Raw genomic sequence first — 18,772 nt, forward strand, 5'->3', positions numbered from 1 at the left:
GGGGGAGCTGTGGTCGGTCAGGATTTGACGGCGCCCGCGGTCATGCCGGAGACGAGGTAGCGCTGGGCGAACCCGAATACCAACGCGGCGGGTACCGCGATGATCACGGCTGCCGCCGTCATCGATCCCCAGTCCGCTGAGTACTGGTTGACGAAGGTCTGCAGCCCGCCCGCGAGCGTGAGGTTTTCCTCGCCGGTCATAAAGGCGGTCGCGTAGGCGACTTCGGCCCAGGCTGTGACGAAGGTGTAGAAGCCGGTGACCGCCAGCCCCGGCTTGGCCAGCGGCATGATCAGCCGCCAGAAGGTGCCGAAGGGGCTGAGACCGTCGACCCGGCCGGACTCATCGATGGACACCGGGATGGTGTCGAAGAAGCCCTTCATCATCCAGGCGCAGAACGGCACGGCGATGGTGAGATACGTGATGATCAGGCCGACCGGCTGATTGAGCAGCCCGAACTTCGCCATCAGGTTGTACAGCGGCACGATCAGCACCGCCATGGGGAACATCTGGGTGATCAGCAGGGTCCACATCAGCGGGCGCATGCCCGGGAAGCGGAAGCGGCTGAGGGCATATCCGGTGGTGGAGGCGATGAAAACGCCCAGCACGGTGGTGCCCATGACCACGATCACCGAGTTGCCGAACCAGTCCAGGAAGTGGCTGTCGCGCAGGACATGGTCGTAATTGGCGAAGGTGAAGTTCTTCACCAGATCGAGGGAGAACGCGTCACTCTTGGGTTTGAAGGAGGTCACCAGCAGCCACAGCGGCGGGAAGACCGCGACGATGACGGCGGTCAGCAGGCCGAGGTGCAGGCCGAAGGAGGCCAGCGGACCGCGCCGGTTACGGCGGCCCTCGGTGACTTCGGGTGCCTTGGCTGGCTTGGTTTTCCCAGTGGGGTTCTCAGTGGGGTTCTCAGTGAGTGCTGGCATGGTCACCACACCTCTCCCTGCTTGCGGAGGACACGGCGATAGGCCACGGCGAAGAGCGACAGCAGCACGAGGATGATCACGCCCCAGGCCGCGGAGGTCGCGAAGTCGCGCGGGCTGTTGAGGAAGGCGACCCGGAAGGCGTAGGTCACCAGGATCTCCGAGGAGTCACCGGGTCCGCCCCGGGTGAGCAGATAGATCACCGGGAACATATTGAAGGTCCAGATGGTGCTCAGCAGGATCACCGTGGAGCTGACCGAACGGATGCCCGGCAGGGTGATGTTGCGGAAGCGCTGCCAGGCATTGGCACCGTCCATCTCGGCCGCTTCGTAGAGCTCGCCGGGTATGGACTGGAGCGCGCCCAGCGTGGCGACAAGCATAAAGGGCACGCCGAGCCACACATTGACGGCGATGACGGAGACCTTGGCCCAGAACGGGTCGCCAAGCCAGACGATGCCCTCGATACCGCCGCCGCTCAGCACGCTGTTGAACAGACCGTTGCGCTCATTGAAGAGCAGCCGCCAGGCGAAGACGGAGACAAAGGCCGGGATGCCCCAGGGCAGGATCAGCGCGATCCGGTAGAGGGCGCGTCCCCTGACCTTCCGGTTGAGCATATTGGCCAGGGTGAGACCGAGCAGGAAGGTGACGCTGACACAGCCGACGGTCCACAGCACGGTCCAGCCGAGCCGGTCCCAGAAGACGCTGTCGGTGAGGATCGCCGTGTAGTTGTCGAGGCCGATGAACTCATAGGTGGCCTCGATGGTGTTGATGCCGATGGTGCGCTCGACATTGGCCTCGTTGGCGTTGGTCAGCGACAGATAGACGCCGCGCGTAAGCGGATAGCCGACGATCACAGCGATCACGATCGCCACGGGGGCGATCATGGCCCAGGCGTACCAGTAGGTGGCCAGCGCTCTGCGGAACGGCCCGGGAGTCTTGTTCTCGCCAGTCGTGACACGGCCCGGACCGCGGGCGGCGGCACCCGTGGGGTGCTCGCCGTCCGCGGCCTTCGCCGCCGACTGTATGGTCTCGGCCATATCTGCCGGTCTTCCTTCCCTGCTTCTCCGTACCCGGCGCTCGGCTTACTTCCAGTCCTTCAAGATCTTTCGGTACTCGTCGCCGACCTTCTTCGCCGCCTGCTTCGGGGAGGTCTTGCCGGACAGGACCTCCTGCTGGGAGACCTTGATGGGCTCGAAGAGGGAGTTGCCCTCGGCGATCCACGGCCGCTGAACGGCCTTGTCCACCGCGGGCTTGAAGAACTCGACCATGTCGTTGGTCTTGACGGAGTCCACCTCGTAGACGGACGTACGGGTCGGCAGGAGGCTCAGCTCCTCGGTGGTGCGCTGCTGGACCTCGGCCGAGCTCATGTACTTGGCGAACTCATAGGAGGCCCTGAGGTTTTTGGAGCCCGCGTAGACGGAGAGGTTCCAGCCGCCCTGCGGCGCGCCCTGCGCCTTGCTGCCGGCCGGGACCGGTGCGACGCCGAGGTTCTCCTTGTCCTTGAACTGCTTGCCCGCGAGGGAGTCCTCAATGGCCCAGGGGCCATTGATCATCATGGCGGCGTCGCCGTTCTTGAAGGCGGACTGGCCGTTGTCCCAGCCATCGTTGAGGTCGGTGATCGCGGCCTTGGAGTCGACCAGGTCCTTCATGGTCTCAAAGGCCTTGACGCCCGGGGCCTCGTCTATGGTGATCTTCTTGGCGTCGGCGTCGAGCATGTCGCCGCCCTCACCGTAGAGGTAGGGCAGGAACCAGTAAGGGTCATCTCCGCGCAGATAGAGCGCGGTGGCGCCGGTCTTGTCCTTGATCTTCTTGGCGTTCTTCTTGATATCGGCGAGGGATGTGGGGACCTCGACACCGGCGTCCTTCAGCAAGCGCTTGTTGTAAAAGAGCGCCAGGGTGTCGGTGACCTGCGGCACGGCATAGGTCTTGCCGTCGTACTGGGTGCTGCCCCAAGCAGTCTTGAGGTAGTCGTCCTTGTTGTCGATGGCCGGGGTGTCATCAAGCGGTGCGAGGTAGCCCAGGCTGGCGAAGTCGGCGACCCAGGCGACCTCGGTACGCATCACATCGGGGGCGCCGGAGTTGCCGCCCGCGGCGTTCTTGAACTTGTTGTTCGCCTCACCGAAGTCAACGCTGACGTGCTTGACCTTGACCTTGGGGTGCTTCTTGGTGAAGTCCTCGGCGATCTTCTTGTAAACGCCCTTCTCGGCATCGTTCGAGGTGTCCCAGAAGGTGACGGTTCCGGAGAGCTCTCCGGAACCGTCGTCCTGGGTGTCCCCGCTCCCGCCGCCGCAAGCCGTTGCCGCAAGTGCGAGCGCCGCAACCAGTGCGGTGGTCCCTATGCCACGCCGCATGATGAAGTCCTCCAGGGGTAAATTGCCCGATTTAAAGGGGTAACTGACGTTCCCTGCATGGGCCGCGCCATCGCAGCACCGGGCTGTCGAGGAACGTAACAGGACGGCAATCGTTCCGAAAGACCTTGCGGCAACTTTCTGCAAGCAAGACCTTCGGGCCGGTGAGCGGCACCGGCGACTCCGACGTGGAGACCACTGCCGCGAGCGCCTACGAGCCGCGGAGGGGTGGGAGGAGTGGAAGAAGAGCCTTCTGCCCGACTACCGCATCGAGCGCTGAGGATCACCCGGTAGGCAGTCCGGCAGTAGGCCGGTACAGTCCAGAGCGTGACCGCACGGCTAGCTGACATCGCAGCCCAGGCGGGGGTCAGCGAAGCGACGGTCAGCCGTGTCCTCAACGGCAAGCCCGGAGTCGCCGCGGCCACCCGCGAATCCGTCCTGGCCGCACTCGATCTGCTCGGTTACGAACGGCCGCCACGGCTGCGGCAGCGCAGCGCGGGGCTGGTGGGCCTGATCACCCCGGAGCTGGAGAATCCGATATTCCCCGCTTTCGCCCAGGTGATCGCCCAGGGTCTGACCCGGCAGGGCTACACCCCGGTGCTCGCGACGCAGACTCCTGGCGGCTCCACCGAGGACGAGCTGACCGAGATGCTGGTGGAGCGCGGTGTCGCCGGGATCATCTATGTCTCCGGACTGCACGCGGACACCACAGCGGATATGCAGCGCTACGAGAAGCTACGGGGGCAGGGTGTCCCCTTCGTCCTGATCAACGGCTTCTCCCCGAAGGTGCGGGCGCCCTTCGTCTCGCCCGACGACCGGGCCGCGATGCGGCTCGCGGTCACGCATCTCATATCGCTGGGCCACCAGCGGATGGGGCTGGCGCTGGGGCCGGCGCGCTTTGTGCCTGTACAGCGGAAGATCGAGGGGTTCCTGCGCACGCTGAACGAGCAGTTGGGGCTGTCCGCGGGGGACGCCGAGCCGCTGATCCAGCACTCGCTGTACACCCTGGAGGGCGGCCAGGCGGCCGCCACCGCGCTGCTGGAGCGTGGCTGCACGGCGGTCATCTGCGCGAGCGACATGATGGCGCTCGGTGCGATCCGGGCCGCCCGGCAGCGGGGGCTGACCGTGCCCGGTGATGTCTCGGTGATCGGCTTCGATGACTCGCCGCTGATCGCCTTCACGGATCCGCCGTTGACCACGATCCGGCAGCCGGTCACTGCCATGGGGCAGGCGGCGGTGCGGGCGCTGCTGGAGGAGATCGGGGGGACTCCGGCGCCGCACAGTGAGTTTGTGTTCCTGCCGGAGCTGGTGGTTCGTGGTTCGACGGCGTCGGTGCGGCAGGGGCAAGCTTAGCCGCGGGTGCAGGGATGCCGGGATGCCGTCCCCGGCACCCGGACTTCGGTACGGGCTCGACTATCCGGGGTTTCCCCCGGTCCTCCCCCAGACTTCTCCCCCAGCTACCTCCCCCAGGAGGTGACCCCACTTTCCCGGCTATGCGGATATGCGGCCCCGCCGTTTGGTGGGGCTTCGCTCCGGGTTTGGGGCGCCGTGGGCGGTGTTCCCCAATTCCCGCCCCTTCCCGGAAACCGGGGCTTCGCCCCGGGGCCCCGGGGGTGGCCCGGCGCGGGACGGTGGCCGGGTGTTGTGCCCACCCGTGCCGCCCCTCGGGCGGCCCGAGTGCCCACAACATGGTGGGGGTCTGGGGGCGGCAGCCCCCCACGCGGCGGAGCCGCAAATCGGTACAGCCGGGAAGGGGCGGGTTGGGGAATTGCTCCCCTGGTTCCCTAGATCGCGGGGAGGACGTTGGCGGGGTCAAGACCCGACTGGAGGATGATCGGCGGTCACTTTGCTTCTGGCAGACTGACCCGTCATGGGGGCACCGACTACACGACTTGAGGATGACGACCGGGTGGCCACTGCGACGGCGTTGGACAAGAGCGCGGCAGTGGACCTGGACGGCCGCCACCCTCTGACACAGCGGCTACGGGCGCCTCGGCGTCCCCGGATCTGGTTTGAGATCGCCTTGATCGCGGTCAGTTACTGGATCTACTCGCTGGTTCGCAACGCGGTGCCCGAGCATGAAGCCGCGGCCATGCGGCACGCACACTGGATCTGGGACCTGGAGCGATCGCTCGGTCTCGCCTTCGAACAATCGGTCAATCATGCCGCAAACAGCGTGACCTGGCTGATTGTGACGATGAACTACTATTACGCGACGCTGCACTTCATCGTGACCATCGCGGTGCTCGTCTGGCTCTACCGGCGCCACGCGGGGCGCTACGCGGCCGCCCGTACGGCGCTGTTCTCGACCACGGGTTTCGCACTCATCGGCTTTTACTTCTACCCGCTCGCTCCGCCCCGGCTGATGACCGGCGGCGACTTCATCGACACGGTGGTCGTGCACGGCACTTGGGGCTCGATGGCTTCCGGGAACATGGCCAATGTGTCGAACCAGTACGCCGCGATGCCGTCGATGCACATCGGCTGGTCGGTCTGGTGCGGCGTCATCATGCTTCTGGTGGCCAAGCCGGTGTGGGCCAAGGTGGCGGGTGTCCTCTACCCGGTGCTCACCCTGGTGGTGATCGTCGCCACGGCGAACCACTTCTGGCTGGACGCCGTGGGCGGGGTGCTCTGTCTGGCCTGCGGTTTCGCGCTGGCCTACTGGTTGTACGGCGACCATCCGCACCGGCTGCCACGCGGGGCGGAGCCGGTGACTCAGCCTTCGTAAAACAGCCGCTCGACCACGCCACGGGCGCGCCGGGTCGTCCGGCGGTAGTCCTCCAGCAGTTCCCCGACATGGCCGGGCTCATAACCGAGATAGCGGCCGACGGCGGCCAGCTCCCGGGGCTCGGAGGGGAAGGTGTCGCCGGGGCGGCCCCGGACCAGCATCACCGCGTTACGTACCCGGGTGGCCAGCAGCCAGGCCTCATCCAGCACCTCGGCGTCCTCCGTCTCCAGCAGCCCGGCGGCGTGTGCGGCGGCCAGCGCCGGACGGGTGCGGGTGGTGCGCAGGCCCGGCTCGGCCCAGCCGTGCCGCAGCTGAATGAGCTGCACCGTCCATTCGACGTCCGAGAGCCCGCCCCGGCCCAGCTTGGCGTGCGTGGTGGGGTCGGCGCCGCGCGGCAGCCGTTCGGTCTCCATCCGCGCCTTCAGCCGCCGGATCTCCCGGACCGCTTCCTCGTCCAGGCCCTCGGGCGGGTAGCGCAGGGGGGCGATCAGCTCGATAAACCGCTCCCCCAGCTTCTCGTCGCCCGCGACCGGCTCGGCGCGCAGCAGTGCCTGGCTCTCCCAGGTCAGGGACCAGCGGCGGTAGTACGCGGCGTAGGAGGCGAGGCTGCGCACCAGCGGGCCTGACTTGCCCTCCGGGCGCAGATCGGCGTCGATCAACAGCGGTGGGTCGGCGGTGGGGAGCTGGAGCAGCCGGCGCACCTCATTGGCGACGGCGTGGGCGGCCGCGGCGGCTTCGTGTCCGTCGGCGCCCTCCTGCGGCTCATGGACAAACAGGACATCGGCGTCGGAGCCGTACCCCAGTTCGTGGCCGCCGAAGCGGCCCATGCCGATCACGGCGAAGCGGGTGGGCAGGGTATCGCCCCAGCGGTCCCGGACGGCGGCGCGCAGGGCACCGGCGATGGTGGCGGCGTTGAGGTCGGAAACGGCGTCGCCGACCATATCGACGGCTACCGAGGGGTCATCGTGGGCGGGGCTGCCCTCGGTACCGTAGGCGCCGATGATGTCGGCCGCCGCGGTGCGGAAGAGTTCGCGGCGGCGCACCCCGCGGGCGGCGGCGACGGCCTGCTCGGCGGTGTCGGCGCGCCCTACGGCCGCCATGATCTCCTGGGTGAGCGCTTCCCGGCCGCGTGGCCGCAACCCTTCCGGGTCGCCGAGCAGGGCGACCGCCTCGGGGGCACGCAGGAGGAGATCGGGAGCGAGGCGTCCGGCGGAGAGCACCCGGGCCAGGTTCTCGGCTGCGGCGCCCTCGTCGCGCAGCAGCCGCAGATACCAGGGGGTCTTGCCCAGGGCGTCGGAGACCTTGCGGAAGCCGAGCAGCCCGGCGTCCGGGTCGGCGGAGTCGGCGAACCAGCCGAGCAGCACCGGCAGCAGGGTGCGCTGGATGGCGGCCTTACGGCTGACTCCGGAGGCCAGCGCCTCCAGGTGGCGCAGGGCGGCGGCCGGATCGGCGTAGCCAAGCGCCTCCAGCCGCTGACGGGCGGCGCTCGGGGAGAGCCGGGTCTCGCCGGGGGCGAGCTGGGCGACGGCGTCCAGCAGCGGCCGGTAGAAAATCTTCTCGTGCAACCGCCGTACTACCGAGGCGTGCCGCTTCCAGGCCTTGGTCAGTTCGGCGACGGGCTCTGCCCGGAAGCCTGCGGACCGGCCGAGCCGCCGCAGGCCGGCCTCGTCCTCGGGCATGAGATGGGTACGGCGCATCTTGTAGAGCTGGATGCGGTGCTCCATGGTGCGCAGGAAGCGGTACGAGGCGTCCAGCGCGGCGGCGTCCTGACGACCGACATAGCCCCCGGCGGCCAGCGCGTCCAGGGCGTCCAGGGTGGTGGAGCTGCGCAGTGAAGAGTCGCTGCGGCCGTGTACCAGCTGAAGGAGCTGCACGGCGAACTCGACATCGCGCAGCCCGCCGGGGCCGAGTTTCAGCTCGCGTTCGACCTGGGCGGTGGGGATGCCCGCGACGACGCGGCGGCGCATCTGCTGGACGTCGGGGACGAAGTTTTCCCGCTCGGCGGCCTGCCAGACCATGGGTCCGACCGCCTCGCAGTACTGCCGGCCGAGCGCGAGGTCACCGGCGACCGGGCGGGCCTTCAGCAGTGCCTGGAACTCCCAGGTCTTGGCCCAGCGCTGGTAGTAGGCGAGGTGGCTGCTGAGGGTCCGTACGAGGGGCCCGTTGCGGCCCTCCGGACGGAGGTTGGCGTCCACGGGCCAGATGGTGCCCTCGGCGGTGGTGTCGGAGCAGATCCGCATCATGTGCGAGGCGATCCGGGTGGCGGCCTGCAGGGCCTTGCCCTCATCGGTGCCGTCGGCCGGCTCCGCTACGAAGATCACGTCCACATCGGAGACGTAGTTGAGCTCCCGGCCGCCGCACTTGCCCATGCCGATCACGGCCAGGCGGCAGGCCGCCGCGTCGTCGGGGTCGGCGGCCTCGGCGATGGTGAGGGCGGTGCGCAGGGTGGCGATGGCCAGATCGGCCAGCTCGGCTGCGGCCTCGGCAAGGTCGGTGGTGCCGCACACATCGCGGGCGGCGATGGTGAGCAGGGCCCGGCGGTAGGCGATCCGCAGCGCGTCGGGAGTGTCGGCGTCCGCCAGGGCGGCGGTGAACTCCTCGACGCCGGGGTGCAGATCGGCGGACTCGTAGGTGAGGAGTGTCTGCCAGTCGGCGGGGTGCCGGGCGAGGTGGTCGCCCAGCGCCTCGGAGGAGCCGAGCACTCCCAGCAGCCGGTCGCGCAGCGGCTTCGAGGAGAGCAGGGTGTCCAGGAAGGGCTGGGCCTGGCCGTCTGCGGCCAGGGCTTCTACGAGGCGTACCAGGGAGAGCAGCGCAAGGTCGGGGTCGGCGGTGGCGCCCAGGGCGTCGATCAGCCCGGGGTCGTTCCGGGCGGCGGACAGCTCAGGGATGTCCAGCAGCCTTCCCGCTGCGATGGGGTCGGTGAACCCATGGCGTAGCAGGCGCCCGAACTGGCTGTCGCGTCGTCCGCCCTGCCGCACGGCCTGCCTCCCTTTTGCGCCTGCGCCGACGCCGCTCCCGCGGCGTGGTCGATTTTCCCCATCCTCCCCTGTTCCCGGGGTCCCCGGCTGTACCGATCTGCGGCTCCGCCGCGCGGCGGGGCTCCGCCCGGTTGCGGGGGTGCTTCCCCAATTCCCGCCCCTTCCCGGATACCGGGGCCACCCCCGGGGCCCCGGGGGTGGCCGGTGCGGGCCGGTGGCCGGGTGTTGTGCCCACCCACAGCCCCTCGCGGGGCTGGGGGCACCTCCTGGGGGCACCCCAGCGTTAGCTGGGGGAGGTAGCTGGGGGAGACTGCCCACAACGGGGTTACAGGACCGGGAGGGACTTTCGGAGTTCGAAGGCGGTTACTTCGGAGCGGTACTCCTCCCACTCCTGTTTCTTGTTGCGCAGGAAGAAGTCGAAGACGTGCTCGCCGAGGGTCTCGGCGACCAGCTCGCTGCGCTCCATCAGATCGATGGCCTCACCGAGGTTCTGCGGCAGGGGCGAGATGCCCATCGCCCGGCGCTCGGCGTCGGAGAGCGCCCAGACGTCGTCCTCGGCGCCCGGGGGCAGCTCATAGCCCTCTTCGATGCCCTTGAGCCCGGCGGCGAGCAGCACCGCGTAGGCGAGGTAGGGGTTGCAGCCCGAGTCCAGTGACCGCACCTCGATGCGGGTCGACCCGGTCTTGCCCGGCTTGTACATGGGCACCCGGATCAGCGCGGAACGGTTGTTGTGGCCCCAGCAGATGTAGGAGGGTGCCTCGCCGCCCGCTCCGGCGGTGCGCTGGGCGCCGCCCCAGATCCGCTTGTACGAGTTCACCCACTGGTTGGTGACGGCGGAGATCTCCCCGGCGTGCCGGAGCAGCCCGGCGATAAAGGACCGGCCGACCTTGGAGAGCTGGTACTCGGCGCCGGACTCATGGAAGGCGTTGCGGTCGCCCTCGAAGAGGGAGAGATGTGTGTGCATGCCGGAGCCGGGGTGCTCCGAGAACGGCTTGGGCATAAAGGTCGCCTGCACGCCCTGCTCCAGCGCGACCTGCTTCATGACCAGCCGGAACGTCATGATGTTGTCGGCCGTGGACAGCGCGTCGGCGTAGCGCAGATCGATCTCCTGCTGACCGGGGGCGCCCTCGTGGTGGGAGAACTCCACCGAGATGCCCATGGACTCCAGCATGGTGATGGCCTGTCGGCGGAAGTCCATGCCGACGTTCTGCGGGGTGTGGTCGAAGTATCCGGAGGAGTCGGCGGCGGTCGGCCGGGTGCCGTCCACCGGCTTGTCCTTGAGCAGGAAGAACTCGATCTCGGGGTGGGTGTAGAAGGTGAAGCCGAGGTCGGAGGTCCTGGCCAGGATGCGCTTGAGGACATAGCGCGGATCGGCGTAGGACGGCGACCCGTCCGGCATCAGGATGTCGCAGAACATCCGCGCGGTGCCGGGCGCCTCGGCCCGCCAGGGGAGAATCTGGAAGGTGCTGGGCGCGGGCTTGGCGATCATGTCGGATTCATAGACCCGTGCGAAGCCCTCGATGGCGGAGCCATCGAAGCCGATGCCCTCATCAAAGGCCTGCTCAAGCTCGGCGGGGGCGACGGCGACGGACTTCAGGAAGCCCAGCACATCGGTGAACCACAGCCGGACGAAGCGGATGTCACGCTCCTCGAGCGTCCGGAGCACGAATTCCTGCTGCTTATCCATATCCACCCATCCTCGCTGGTCAAGCCGCCCGCTCCCACGCCGCGGGGCGTATCGGGGGCACATGAGCATCCCACCACACGATTTCGGGCGCGTTGCGCACCCGCGCCTGAACACCACGCGTCACTTGGGTGTGCGTGCGATATGTATGGCTCCCAGGGGGAGGCCCGGAGCACCCGGCTTGTCCTCATTGTGAAACACGGCCTTGACGTTGGTCGACTCGCCCTCCTCGGTCGCTCCGGGGCAAGCTAATCGCGGCCGGTGGGCTGACGTCCAGGTACGCAGGGCAGGCCGTCCAGGCAGGGCCCTCAATGGGGCCGTCTGAGGCGTGCGGGGTGACAGCGCGATGCTGGCGGTGACGGCCCTGGATACCCCCGTAGTCCAGGGCCGTTCTGGCGCGCACGTCACACGGTCATCGGGCTCTTGACGGCGGGCATCAGGGACGGTAGCAACGGCACCATCGGTCAGCTACTCGCCAAACGCGGTCCTCGGCCGGAAAACGCGTCTCCTCGCTGAGGAATCAGGGAGGAACCAGGCCCAGGAGGCAAAGAAGTCCCGATGAGCGAGCCCACCGTCGACAGCAGCCGGATGCGGACGCTTGTGCACAGCGACGATCTGGATGAGACACGCGAGATCATCAGCTCCGCTTACAGCCCGTATGAGCTGCGGGTACTGGACAACGCCCAGGGTTTCTCCGCGTGGTACGCGGAAGGCGGCTTCCCCGGGGTCACCCTGTCCGCGCTGTCCTACGGCGCCGAGACCCTGGTGGCGCCCGAGCCGCTCACCTCATATCTGCTGGTCTGCCAGGTGGTCCATGGCTCGGTGCGGGTGCTCTCGCCGGGCCGGGAGGAACGCGTCGTCGACGCCGGGGACACCTATGTCCTCGACCCGTACCGCACCTTCCGGGTGCACTGGGCGCCCGGTGCCCGGATGACCACTATCCGGCTCTCCCGGGACACCGTCGAGCGTGCGGCGGCCGACGCGCTCGGGTTCGAAGAGCCGGTCCGGGCCCGTTTCACGCTGGGCGGCGCCGTCTCGTCCGCCGCCGCCGGGACCTGGGCCGGTATCTCCGCGGCGGTGCAGCGGGAGGTGCTGGACGGTGGTATCGCCCGTACCAGCCCCTTGCTGGCGTCCCAGCTGACCCGGACGGCCGCCGCCGCGCTGATGGAAGCTCACCCACTGATCACACCCGATCCGGAGATACGGCACACCGGGGCCGTCGCACACCCGGCGGTACGCCGCGCCATGCAGCTCATCGAGGAACAGGCCGACCAGCCGCTGACCCTGTCCGACCTCGCGTGCGCGGCCCGGCTCAGCCCCCGCGCGCTGCAGGAGGCCTTCCGCCAGCACCTGAACACCACCCCGCTCACCCACCTCCGGGAGATCCGTCTGGAGCGGGCGCACCGGGAGCTGCTCGCCGCCGACGGTGACGGGCGCGTCACGGTCACCCAGATCGCCTATCGCTGGGGCTTCTCCAATCTGGGCCGGTTCGCGGCCAGCTACCAGCACCGGTTCGGAAACCCACCCTCACAGACGCTGCGCACCTGAGCTCCAGCACAGGTGACCTGGTGCCCGGATGGGTAGCCTGAAATCAGTGGATGACGGTTCAACCACCCTCCGCGCCTGAGAGGTGATCATGGACATCCTGGTACTCGTCGGCCGGATTCTCTTCGCGGCCCTCTTCCTGGGCTCGGCGTTCAACCACCTCGTCCACACATCGGGGATGACCGCCTACACCGCGTCCAGGGGCGTGCCCGCAGCCAAACTCGCGACGCTCGTCAGCGGCGTCGTGCTGCTCCTCGGTGGACTGAGCGTGCTGCTGGGGATCTGGGCTGACCTCGGCGCGCTGCTGCTGTTCATCTTCCTGATCCCGACGGCGGTGCTGATGCACGCGTTCTGGAAGGAGGGCGGCTCGGAGTCCCGGCAGGTCGAGATGATCATGTTCCAGAAGGATCTGGCGCTGGCCGGAGCGGCGCTGATGCTGTTCGCCTTCTTCTCCTTCGCCGGCAGCGACCTCGGACTGACCATCACCGGGCCACTCTTCAATATCTCCTGATTCCCCTGAATTCCCTGAATCCCCTGCACTTCGTCCGGCCGTCGCGACCCGGCGCTTGCGGGGCCGCGGCTGCCGGGCCGCATGGTCACTTGGACTGCCGGCGACCACCGCCCAACGCCGAGTCCGGGATGATGACGGGGCTGGCTATCGCACGTAGCGGGGATCACCAGGCGCCCCCGGGCATCGCGTCAGACTGACGGTTACTCTGGGGGTGTGCCTCAACTACGACTCGCCCTGAACCAGATCGACTCGACCGTCGGCGATCTCGCCGGGAACGCCGAGGCGGTCGTCCGCTGGACCCGGCACTCGGCCGAGCAGGGGGCGCATCTCGTGGCGTTCCCCGAGATGATGCTGACCGGCTATCCGGTGGAGGATCTGGCGCTGCGGCCTTCCTTCGTGGCGGCCAGCCGGGCCGCGCTGGAGGAGCTGGCGCAGCGGCTCGACGCGGAGGGGTTCGGGGAGATTCCGGTCATCGTCGGCTATCTCGACCGGGTCGAGCAGGCACAGCCACGCTACGGCCAGCCCGCGGGCGCTCCGCAGAACGCCGCCGCCGTCTTGCACGGGGGCGGGGTTGCGCTCACCTTCGCCAAGCACCACCTGCCCAATTACGGGGTCTTCGATGAGTTCCGTTACTTCGTGCCGGGCGAGACCCTGCCGATGGTCCGGGTGCACGGTGTGGATGTGGCGATGGCCATCTGCGAGGACCTGTGGCAGGACGGCGGCCGGGTGCCCGCCGCCCGGACGGCGGGCGCTGGGCTGCTGGTGTCTCTCAACGCCTCCCCCTATGAGCGGGAGAAGGAGGACACCCGGCTGGAACTGGTCCGCAAGCGGGCCCAGGAGGCGGGCTGCACGACTGCTTATCTGGCGATGATCGGCGGGCAGGACGAGCTGGTCTTCGACGGCGACTCGATCGTCGTCGACCGGGACGGTGCGGTGATCGCACGGGCTCCGCAGTTCGCGGAGGGGTGTGTGGTGCTGGATCTGGACCTGCCGGAGGCGGCGGCCGAGCCGCCGGGCGGGATCGCCAATGACGGACTGCGGATCGAGCACCGGGTGCTGTCGGCCGAGCCGCTGCCCGCGTATGAGCCGGAGGTCACCGGAGAGCAGGCGGAGCGGCTGGGGGGCGAGGAGGAGGTCTACACCGCGCTGGTGGTGGGCCTGCGGGCGTATGTCGCGAAGAACGGTTTCCGGTCGGTTCTGGTGGGGCTCTCGGGTGGGATCGACTCGGCGCTGGTGGCCACGATCGCGTGCGACGCGTTGGGGGCGGGGAATGTGTACGGCGTTTCCATGCCGTCCCGGTATTCGTCGGACCACTCCCGGGACGACGCGGCTGAGCTGGCCCGGCGGACGGGGCTTAACTTCCGGACGGTGCCGATCGGGCCGATGTTCGACGTATACATGGAATCGCTTGGGCTGACGGGGCTGGCGGAGGAGAACCTTCAGTCGCGGCTGCGCGGCACGTTGCTGATGGCTCTGTCCAACCAGGAGGGGCATATCGTCCTGGCGCCCGGGAACAAGTCGGAGCTGGCGTGTGGCTATTCGACGCTCTACGGCGACTCGGTGGGGGCGTACGGGCCGATCAAGGATGTTTACAAGACGACCGTCTTCCGGCTCGCGAAGTGGCGCAACCAGGCGGCGGTGGAGCGGGGTGACATACCGCCGATACCGGAGAACTCGATTGTGAAGCCGCCGAGTGCGGAGTTGCGGCCGGGGCAGGTGGATACGGATTCGCTGCCGGACTATGAGGTGCTGGACCAGATCCTGGAGCTTTACGTCGACCGCGATCAGGGTGCGTCGGAGATCGTTGCCCGGGGCTTCGCCCCGGACCTGGTCACGCGCATTCTGCGGATGACGGATACCGCGGAGTACAAGCGGCGGCAGTACCCGCCCGGGACGAAGATCTCCCCGAAGGTGTTCGGGAAGGACCGACGGCTGCCGATTACGAACCGCTGGCGCGAAAGTTAGCGGGCGAGCAGGCTACTGCCCGGCCTTACGTTGCTGGCTTTCCACCGTGGGTGGTTTTTGCCCGCCCCTGGTTCTGGTCCGTGGTGGGTCGGGGGTGGTCCGGGGTGGGCCGTTCCGGACCCATGATTTACGGCCCGACGGCCGGTTACGTTGTGTTGGCCGGTGAGGCCTGTGTCGGACCACAAATCACGGGCAAGCGTCCGGAACAACCCACCCCTCCCCACCCCCTCACGTCGAGTGTTGTGCGCACTCGCACCGCCGTGTGTTGTGGGCACTCGCGCCACCCGTGTGTTGTGGGCAGTCGTTCCGCTGGGGCGGAACGGGTGGGCACAACACCGGGCCACCGTCCCGCACCGGCAAACCCCGGGGCCCAGGGGCAAAGCCCCGGTTTCCGGGAAGGGGCGGGAATTGGGGAAACCCACCCACGGCACCCCCGCAGCCGGGGCGGAGCCCCGCCGCGCGGCGGAGCCGCATAGCGGTACAGGCGGGAAGGGGCGCCCGACCCCGTTATTCGCGACCCGGCGCAGCCGGAGACGTGCTGCCGGGCAGCCGCCTGCTCACCCCGTGGGCGACCACCCGGGAGGCCCGGGACCCGTCGCGGTCCAGGAAGCCCGCCAGCAGGGCAATGGCCAGGCCGGTCACGGCCAGGACCGCGCCGACCAGAGTCGGCGACATCCACCCCCAGCCCGCCGCGATCGCGGCGCCGCCCAGCCACGCGCCACCCGCGTTCGCGAGATTGAACGCGGAGTGGTTCGAGGCCGACGCCAGGGTCGGCGCGTCCTGGGCCTTGTTCATGACCAGCATCTGCAACGGCGTGGTCGTCATAAAGCCGACCGCGCCGATGACGACGACCGTGGCGAGGGCCGCCCAGCGGACATGGACGGTGAAGTTGAAGAGGACCAGGACCACGGCGAGCGTCGCGAGCGAACCGTACAGGGTCGGGCGCAGAGCGCGGTCGGTCAGCGGACCGGCGATCAGCGCGCCCAGCGTCATACCGATGCCGAAGAGGGCGAGAACGATCGTCACCGAGGATTCAGCGAAGCCGGTGACATCGGTCATCATCTTGGCGAGATAGCTGTAGACGGCGAAGACCCCGGCGAAGCCGAAGACCGCAGTGAGCAGCCCGAGCAGCACCTGGCGGTTGCCCAGGGCGCGCAGCTCATGACCGAGGCCGCCCTGGTGGCCCAGCGGAAGCCGCGGGATCAGCGCGGACAGCGCGGCCATCGCGAACAGGCCGATGACCGTGACGACGAGGAACGTGGCTCGCCAGCCCAGTTGCTGGCCGAGCGCGGTCCCCGCCGGGACGCCGACGATGTTGGCGACGGTCAGCCCGAGGAACATCGTGGCGACGGCCCGCGCCCGCCGCTCGGGTGCGACCAGCCGGGCGGCGACCACCGCGCCGACCCCGAAGAACGCGCCGTGCGGCAGCCCGGCGAGCACCCGTCCGGCCAGCAGCGTGCCAAAGCCGGGGGCAAGGGCGGAGGCGAGGTTGCCGATGGTGAAGAGGGCCATCAGCAGTATCAGCATCCGCTTGCGCGGGACGCGGGCACCGACGGCGGTGAGCATGGGGGCGCCGATGACGACGCCGATGGCGTAGGCGGAGACGAGGTAACCGGCGGTGGGCACGGAGGTGCCCAGATCGTCGGCGACATTGGGCAGCAGGCCCATCATCACGAACTCCGTGGTGCCGATGCCGAAGGCACTGATCGCCAGGGCCAGCACGGCCAGGGGCATGGGAGGACCTTTCAGGGCGGCAGAGGTCAAGGCAGGGCTGTATGTTTTCACGCGGAACAAATTCTCGCAGCTGATTTGTTCCGGGAGACAACAAACAGGTTGCGAGACGGCTACAGCCCGACGGACGCCGCGATCGGCAGATGGTCGCTGCCCGTCGCCGGGAGCGTCCACGAGGACAGCGGCTCAATCCCCCTGACCATGATCTGGTCGATCCGTGCCACCGGGAACTCAGCGGGCCAGCTGAAGCCGAAGCCCGCGCCCGCCGCGCCCTGTGTGGAGCGCATCTGGGAGGTGACCGGGGCCAGCGCCCGGTCGTTCATGGTCCCGTTGAGGTCACCGAGCAGCACCACCCGCTCGAGTGGTTCCCGGGCGATCGCCTCGCCCAGTTGCTCCGCGGCGTCATCGCGCTGGTTCGCGGTGAACCCGGCCTTGAACTTCACCCGCACCGACGGCAGATGCGCCACATAGAAGGCGACATCGCCCTGCTCGGTGGTCACCGTGGTACGCATCGCGCGGGTCCAGCCCATCTTGATGTCCACGGGCTCGGTCGCGCTCAGCGGATACTTGCTCCACAGGCCGACGGTGCCCTCCACGGCGTGATGACGGTACGTGCCTTTGAGGACGGCGTCGTAAGTGGCGACCGAGCGGTTCGGCAGCTCCTCCACGGCGATGACATCCGCGCCTGAATCGGCCAGATCGCGGGCCGTGGCGGTCGGGTCGGGGTTGTCGGCGTCCACATTGTGGGTGAGGACGGTGAGGTCACCGTCGGCGCCGGTCTTGTCGGTGACCAGTGGGCCGAAGAGATTGGCCCAGACAAGCAGCGGCAGCAGCAGGGCGATCAGCGCGGTTGCCGAGCGCCGCAGCAGGGCGAGCAGAAGAAGCAGCGGGATGCCCAGCCCGATCCAGGGCAGAAGGGTTTCCAGCAGGCTGCCGAGGTTTCCAATGGTATTGGGAATCTTGGAATGCAAGGCCATGGCCGAACCGAGGAGCACGGCGAGTGCGGCGAGCACCCAGCCGCGTCGCCACTTGCCCCTGCCGCCCCAGCGGCCGAGCGCCCGGCGGCCCCGGGCAGAGGAACCAGGGCGCCCGGACCGCTCCGCGGTGACCTCTCCCGCCTCCGTCATATACGCCCGTGCCATGCGTCTTTCCTCACTGCCCAAGTACCGCTGGCCATCGATGCAAGAACGATAGGCGATGGTCAGCAATTGTCCCGAAAAGGTCCTTGGCCCGCTCTCGGCGGGCCCCTCGGTGTGCAGGACGATCACGGGTGCGGGACGGGTTCCGTGCTGGGCTGCCTGCGTCGCTGATGTGACACAACGCGCACATTCAGCGAAGGGCGACGCGGGCTCCCCCCTTTCCGCGCCCACGTTCCTGGTGTCACCATGGAGTGCGATCCGGGGACGCCGTAAGGGCGCCTCGAGACGAGACCACAGGAGCCAATGCAATGACGCATGCCCAGGGAGCGGCGGCCGACAGCAGCAAGGCGCTGTACGGCGGAGCCCAGAACCGACGCATCACCGTCCGCGATCTCGCCACCGCCAAGGAGCGCGGCGAGAAGTGGCCCATGCTGACCGCTTATGACGCGATGACCGCGTCTGTCTTCGATGAGGCCGGTATTCCGGTCATGCTGGTCGGCGATTCGATGGGTAACTGCCATCTCGGCTATGACACCACCGTGCCCGTCACGATGGACCAGATGACCCTTCTGTCCGCCGCCGTCGTACGGGGCACCCGGCGCGCCCTCATCGTCGGCGATATGCCCTTCGGTTCCTATCAGGAGGGCCCCACGCAGGCGTTGCGCAACGCCACCCGGCTGGTGAAGGACGCCGGGGTCGGCGCCGTGAAGCTGGAGGGCGGCGAGCGTTCGCTGCACCAGACCGAGCTGCTGGTCTCCGCCGGCATCCCGGTGATGTCGCATCTCGGCCTCACCCCGCAGTCCGTCAACACCATGGGGTACCGGGTGCAGGGCCGTAGCGACGAGGCCGCGCATCAGCTGCTGCGCGATGCCAAGGCGGCTCAGGACGCGGGTGCCTTCGCCGTTGTCCTGGAGCTGGTACCGGCCGAGCTGGCTGCCGAGGTCACCCGCTCGCTGCACATTCCGACCGTCGGCATCGGCGCTGGTCCGGGCTGTGACGCGCAGGTGCTGGTGTGGACCGACATGGCGGGGCTGACCGCGGGGAAGATGCCGCGCTTCGTCAAGCAGTACGCGCAGCTTCGGGAGGCGCTGGGTGGGGCGGCGAAGGCCTTCGCCGAGGATGTCGTCGGGGGCGGTTTTCCGCTGGAGGAGCACACCTTCCACTGACGTCGGCGCGCGCGTCTTTCGTCGCGGGGTAGCCCCTATCCCGTCGCCTTCCCG

The 18,772-nt window shown here is 68.5% G+C and carries 13 protein-coding genes; 6 read left to right on the forward strand and 7 right to left on the reverse strand.

Annotation, left to right across the window (positions count from 1 at the left end; genetic code table 11):
- Positions 1 to 17: 17 nt before the first annotated feature.
- From test1122_RS04500 to test1122_RS04510, 3 genes are read right to left on the reverse strand one after another with little or no spacing between them, the layout of a single operon-like run.
- Positions 18 to 926, reverse strand: coding sequence for a sugar ABC transporter permease (locus tag test1122_RS04500; RefSeq protein WP_422396926.1), 909 nt, complete (start codon positions 924 to 926; stop codon positions 18 to 20).
- A 2-nt stretch (positions 927 to 928) separates the two neighbouring features.
- Complete coding sequence (locus test1122_RS04505) at positions 929 to 1,960, reverse strand: carbohydrate ABC transporter permease (protein WP_232267853.1); 1,032 nt, start codon at positions 1,958 to 1,960, stop codon at positions 929 to 931.
- A gap of 45 nt (positions 1,961 to 2,005) precedes the next feature.
- Complete coding sequence (locus test1122_RS04510; RefSeq protein WP_232267854.1) at positions 2,006 to 3,274, reverse strand: extracellular solute-binding protein; 1,269 nt, start codon at positions 3,272 to 3,274, stop codon at positions 2,006 to 2,008.
- A 324-nt stretch (positions 3,275 to 3,598) separates the two neighbouring features.
- Between test1122_RS04510 and test1122_RS04515 the strand changes: the two genes are divergently transcribed.
- Together test1122_RS04515 and test1122_RS04520 are read left to right on the forward strand one after the other, a co-directional pair.
- Entirely contained in the window at positions 3,599 to 4,624 is a 1,026-nt protein-coding gene (locus tag test1122_RS04515) for a LacI family DNA-binding transcriptional regulator (protein WP_232267855.1), read from the forward strand.
- A gap of 517 nt (positions 4,625 to 5,141) precedes the next feature.
- Entirely contained in the window at positions 5,142 to 5,999 is an 858-nt protein-coding gene (locus tag test1122_RS04520; RefSeq protein ID WP_232267856.1) for a phosphatase PAP2 family protein, read from the forward strand.
- Here the strand turns inward: test1122_RS04520 and test1122_RS04525 are convergent.
- Both test1122_RS04525 and glnA read right to left on the reverse strand, forming a co-directional pair.
- Positions 5,987 to 8,977 (reverse strand): bifunctional [glutamine synthetase] adenylyltransferase/[glutamine synthetase]-adenylyl-L-tyrosine phosphorylase, encoded by a 2,991-nt coding sequence (locus test1122_RS04525; protein WP_232267857.1) that lies wholly within the window; start codon positions 8,975 to 8,977, stop codon positions 5,987 to 5,989. The genes test1122_RS04520 and test1122_RS04525 overlap by 13 nt on opposite strands.
- A gap of 325 nt (positions 8,978 to 9,302) precedes the next feature.
- A complete protein-coding gene (glnA, locus tag test1122_RS04530) occupies positions 9,303 to 10,664 on the reverse strand; it encodes a type I glutamate--ammonia ligase (RefSeq protein WP_232267858.1) in 1,362 nt (453 codons plus the stop codon).
- 555 nt (positions 10,665 to 11,219) lie between these two features.
- Here glnA and test1122_RS04535 point away from each other — a divergent pair.
- The 3 genes from test1122_RS04535 (at position 11,220) to test1122_RS04545 (ending at position 14,682) form a co-directional block, all read left to right on the forward strand.
- Positions 11,220 to 12,209, forward strand: a complete 990-nt coding sequence (locus test1122_RS04535; protein WP_232267859.1) for an AraC family transcriptional regulator — start codon at positions 11,220 to 11,222, stop codon at positions 12,207 to 12,209.
- An 88-nt stretch (positions 12,210 to 12,297) separates the two neighbouring features.
- A complete protein-coding gene (locus test1122_RS04540; protein ID WP_232267860.1) occupies positions 12,298 to 12,717 on the forward strand; it encodes a DoxX family protein in 420 nt (139 codons plus the stop codon).
- Positions 12,718 to 12,930: 213 nt separating this feature from the next.
- Positions 12,931 to 14,682 carry an NAD+ synthase gene (locus test1122_RS04545; protein WP_232267861.1) on the forward strand — a complete coding sequence of 584 codons (1,752 nt, stop codon included), beginning with the start codon at positions 12,931 to 12,933 and terminating at the stop codon, positions 14,680 to 14,682.
- Between the two features lie 507 nt (positions 14,683 to 15,189).
- On the opposite strand, the gene test1122_RS04550 is transcribed toward test1122_RS04545, so the two are convergent.
- Both test1122_RS04550 and test1122_RS04555 read right to left on the reverse strand, forming a co-directional pair.
- The gene (locus test1122_RS04550) at positions 15,190 to 16,416 is read right to left on the reverse strand and encodes an MFS transporter (RefSeq protein ID WP_232267862.1); all 1,227 of its coding nucleotides are present in this window, start codon (positions 16,414 to 16,416) and stop codon (positions 15,190 to 15,192) included.
- Positions 16,417 to 16,526: 110 nt separating this feature from the next.
- Positions 16,527 to 17,555 carry an endonuclease/exonuclease/phosphatase family protein gene (locus test1122_RS04555; protein ID WP_232267863.1) on the reverse strand — a complete coding sequence of 343 codons (1,029 nt, stop codon included), beginning with the start codon at positions 17,553 to 17,555 and terminating at the stop codon, positions 16,527 to 16,529.
- A gap of 305 nt (positions 17,556 to 17,860) precedes the next feature.
- Here test1122_RS04555 and panB point away from each other — a divergent pair, with 305 nt between their 5' ends.
- Entirely contained in the window at positions 17,861 to 18,718 is an 858-nt protein-coding gene (gene panB, locus test1122_RS04560; protein WP_232267864.1) for a 3-methyl-2-oxobutanoate hydroxymethyltransferase, read from the forward strand.
- The last annotated feature ends 54 nt before the right edge of the window (positions 18,719 to 18,772 follow it).

Source organism: Streptomyces gobiensis, assembly GCF_021216675.1.
Lineage (GTDB): Bacteria > Actinomycetota > Actinomycetes > Streptomycetales > Streptomycetaceae > Streptomyces > Streptomyces gobiensis.

Coding starts and splice junctions, on each gene's coding strand:
- test1122_RS04540 (WP_232267860.1), top strand. CDS start 12,298: ATGGACATCCTGGTACTCGTCGGCCGGATTCTCTTCGCGGCCCTCTTC.
- test1122_RS04510 (WP_232267854.1), bottom strand. CDS start 3,274: ATGCGGCGTGGCATAGGGACCACCGCACTGGTTGCGGCGCTCGCACTT.
- test1122_RS04505 (WP_232267853.1), bottom strand. CDS start 1,960: ATGGCCGAGACCATACAGTCGGCGGCGAAGGCCGCGGACGGCGAGCAC.
- test1122_RS04535 (WP_232267859.1), top strand. CDS start 11,220: ATGAGCGAGCCCACCGTCGACAGCAGCCGGATGCGGACGCTTGTGCAC.
- test1122_RS04520 (WP_232267856.1), top strand. CDS start 5,142: ATGGGGGCACCGACTACACGACTTGAGGATGACGACCGGGTGGCCACT.
- panB (WP_232267864.1), top strand. CDS start 17,861: ATGACGCATGCCCAGGGAGCGGCGGCCGACAGCAGCAAGGCGCTGTAC.
- test1122_RS04555 (WP_232267863.1), bottom strand. CDS start 17,555: ATGGCACGGGCGTATATGACGGAGGCGGGAGAGGTCACCGCGGAGCGG.
- test1122_RS04550 (WP_232267862.1), bottom strand. CDS start 16,416: ATGCCCCTGGCCGTGCTGGCCCTGGCGATCAGTGCCTTCGGCATCGGC.
- test1122_RS04500 (WP_422396926.1), bottom strand. CDS start 926: ATGCCAGCACTCACTGAGAACCCCACTGAGAACCCCACTGGGAAAACC.
- glnA (WP_232267858.1), bottom strand. CDS start 10,664: ATGGATAAGCAGCAGGAATTCGTGCTCCGGACGCTCGAGGAGCGTGAC.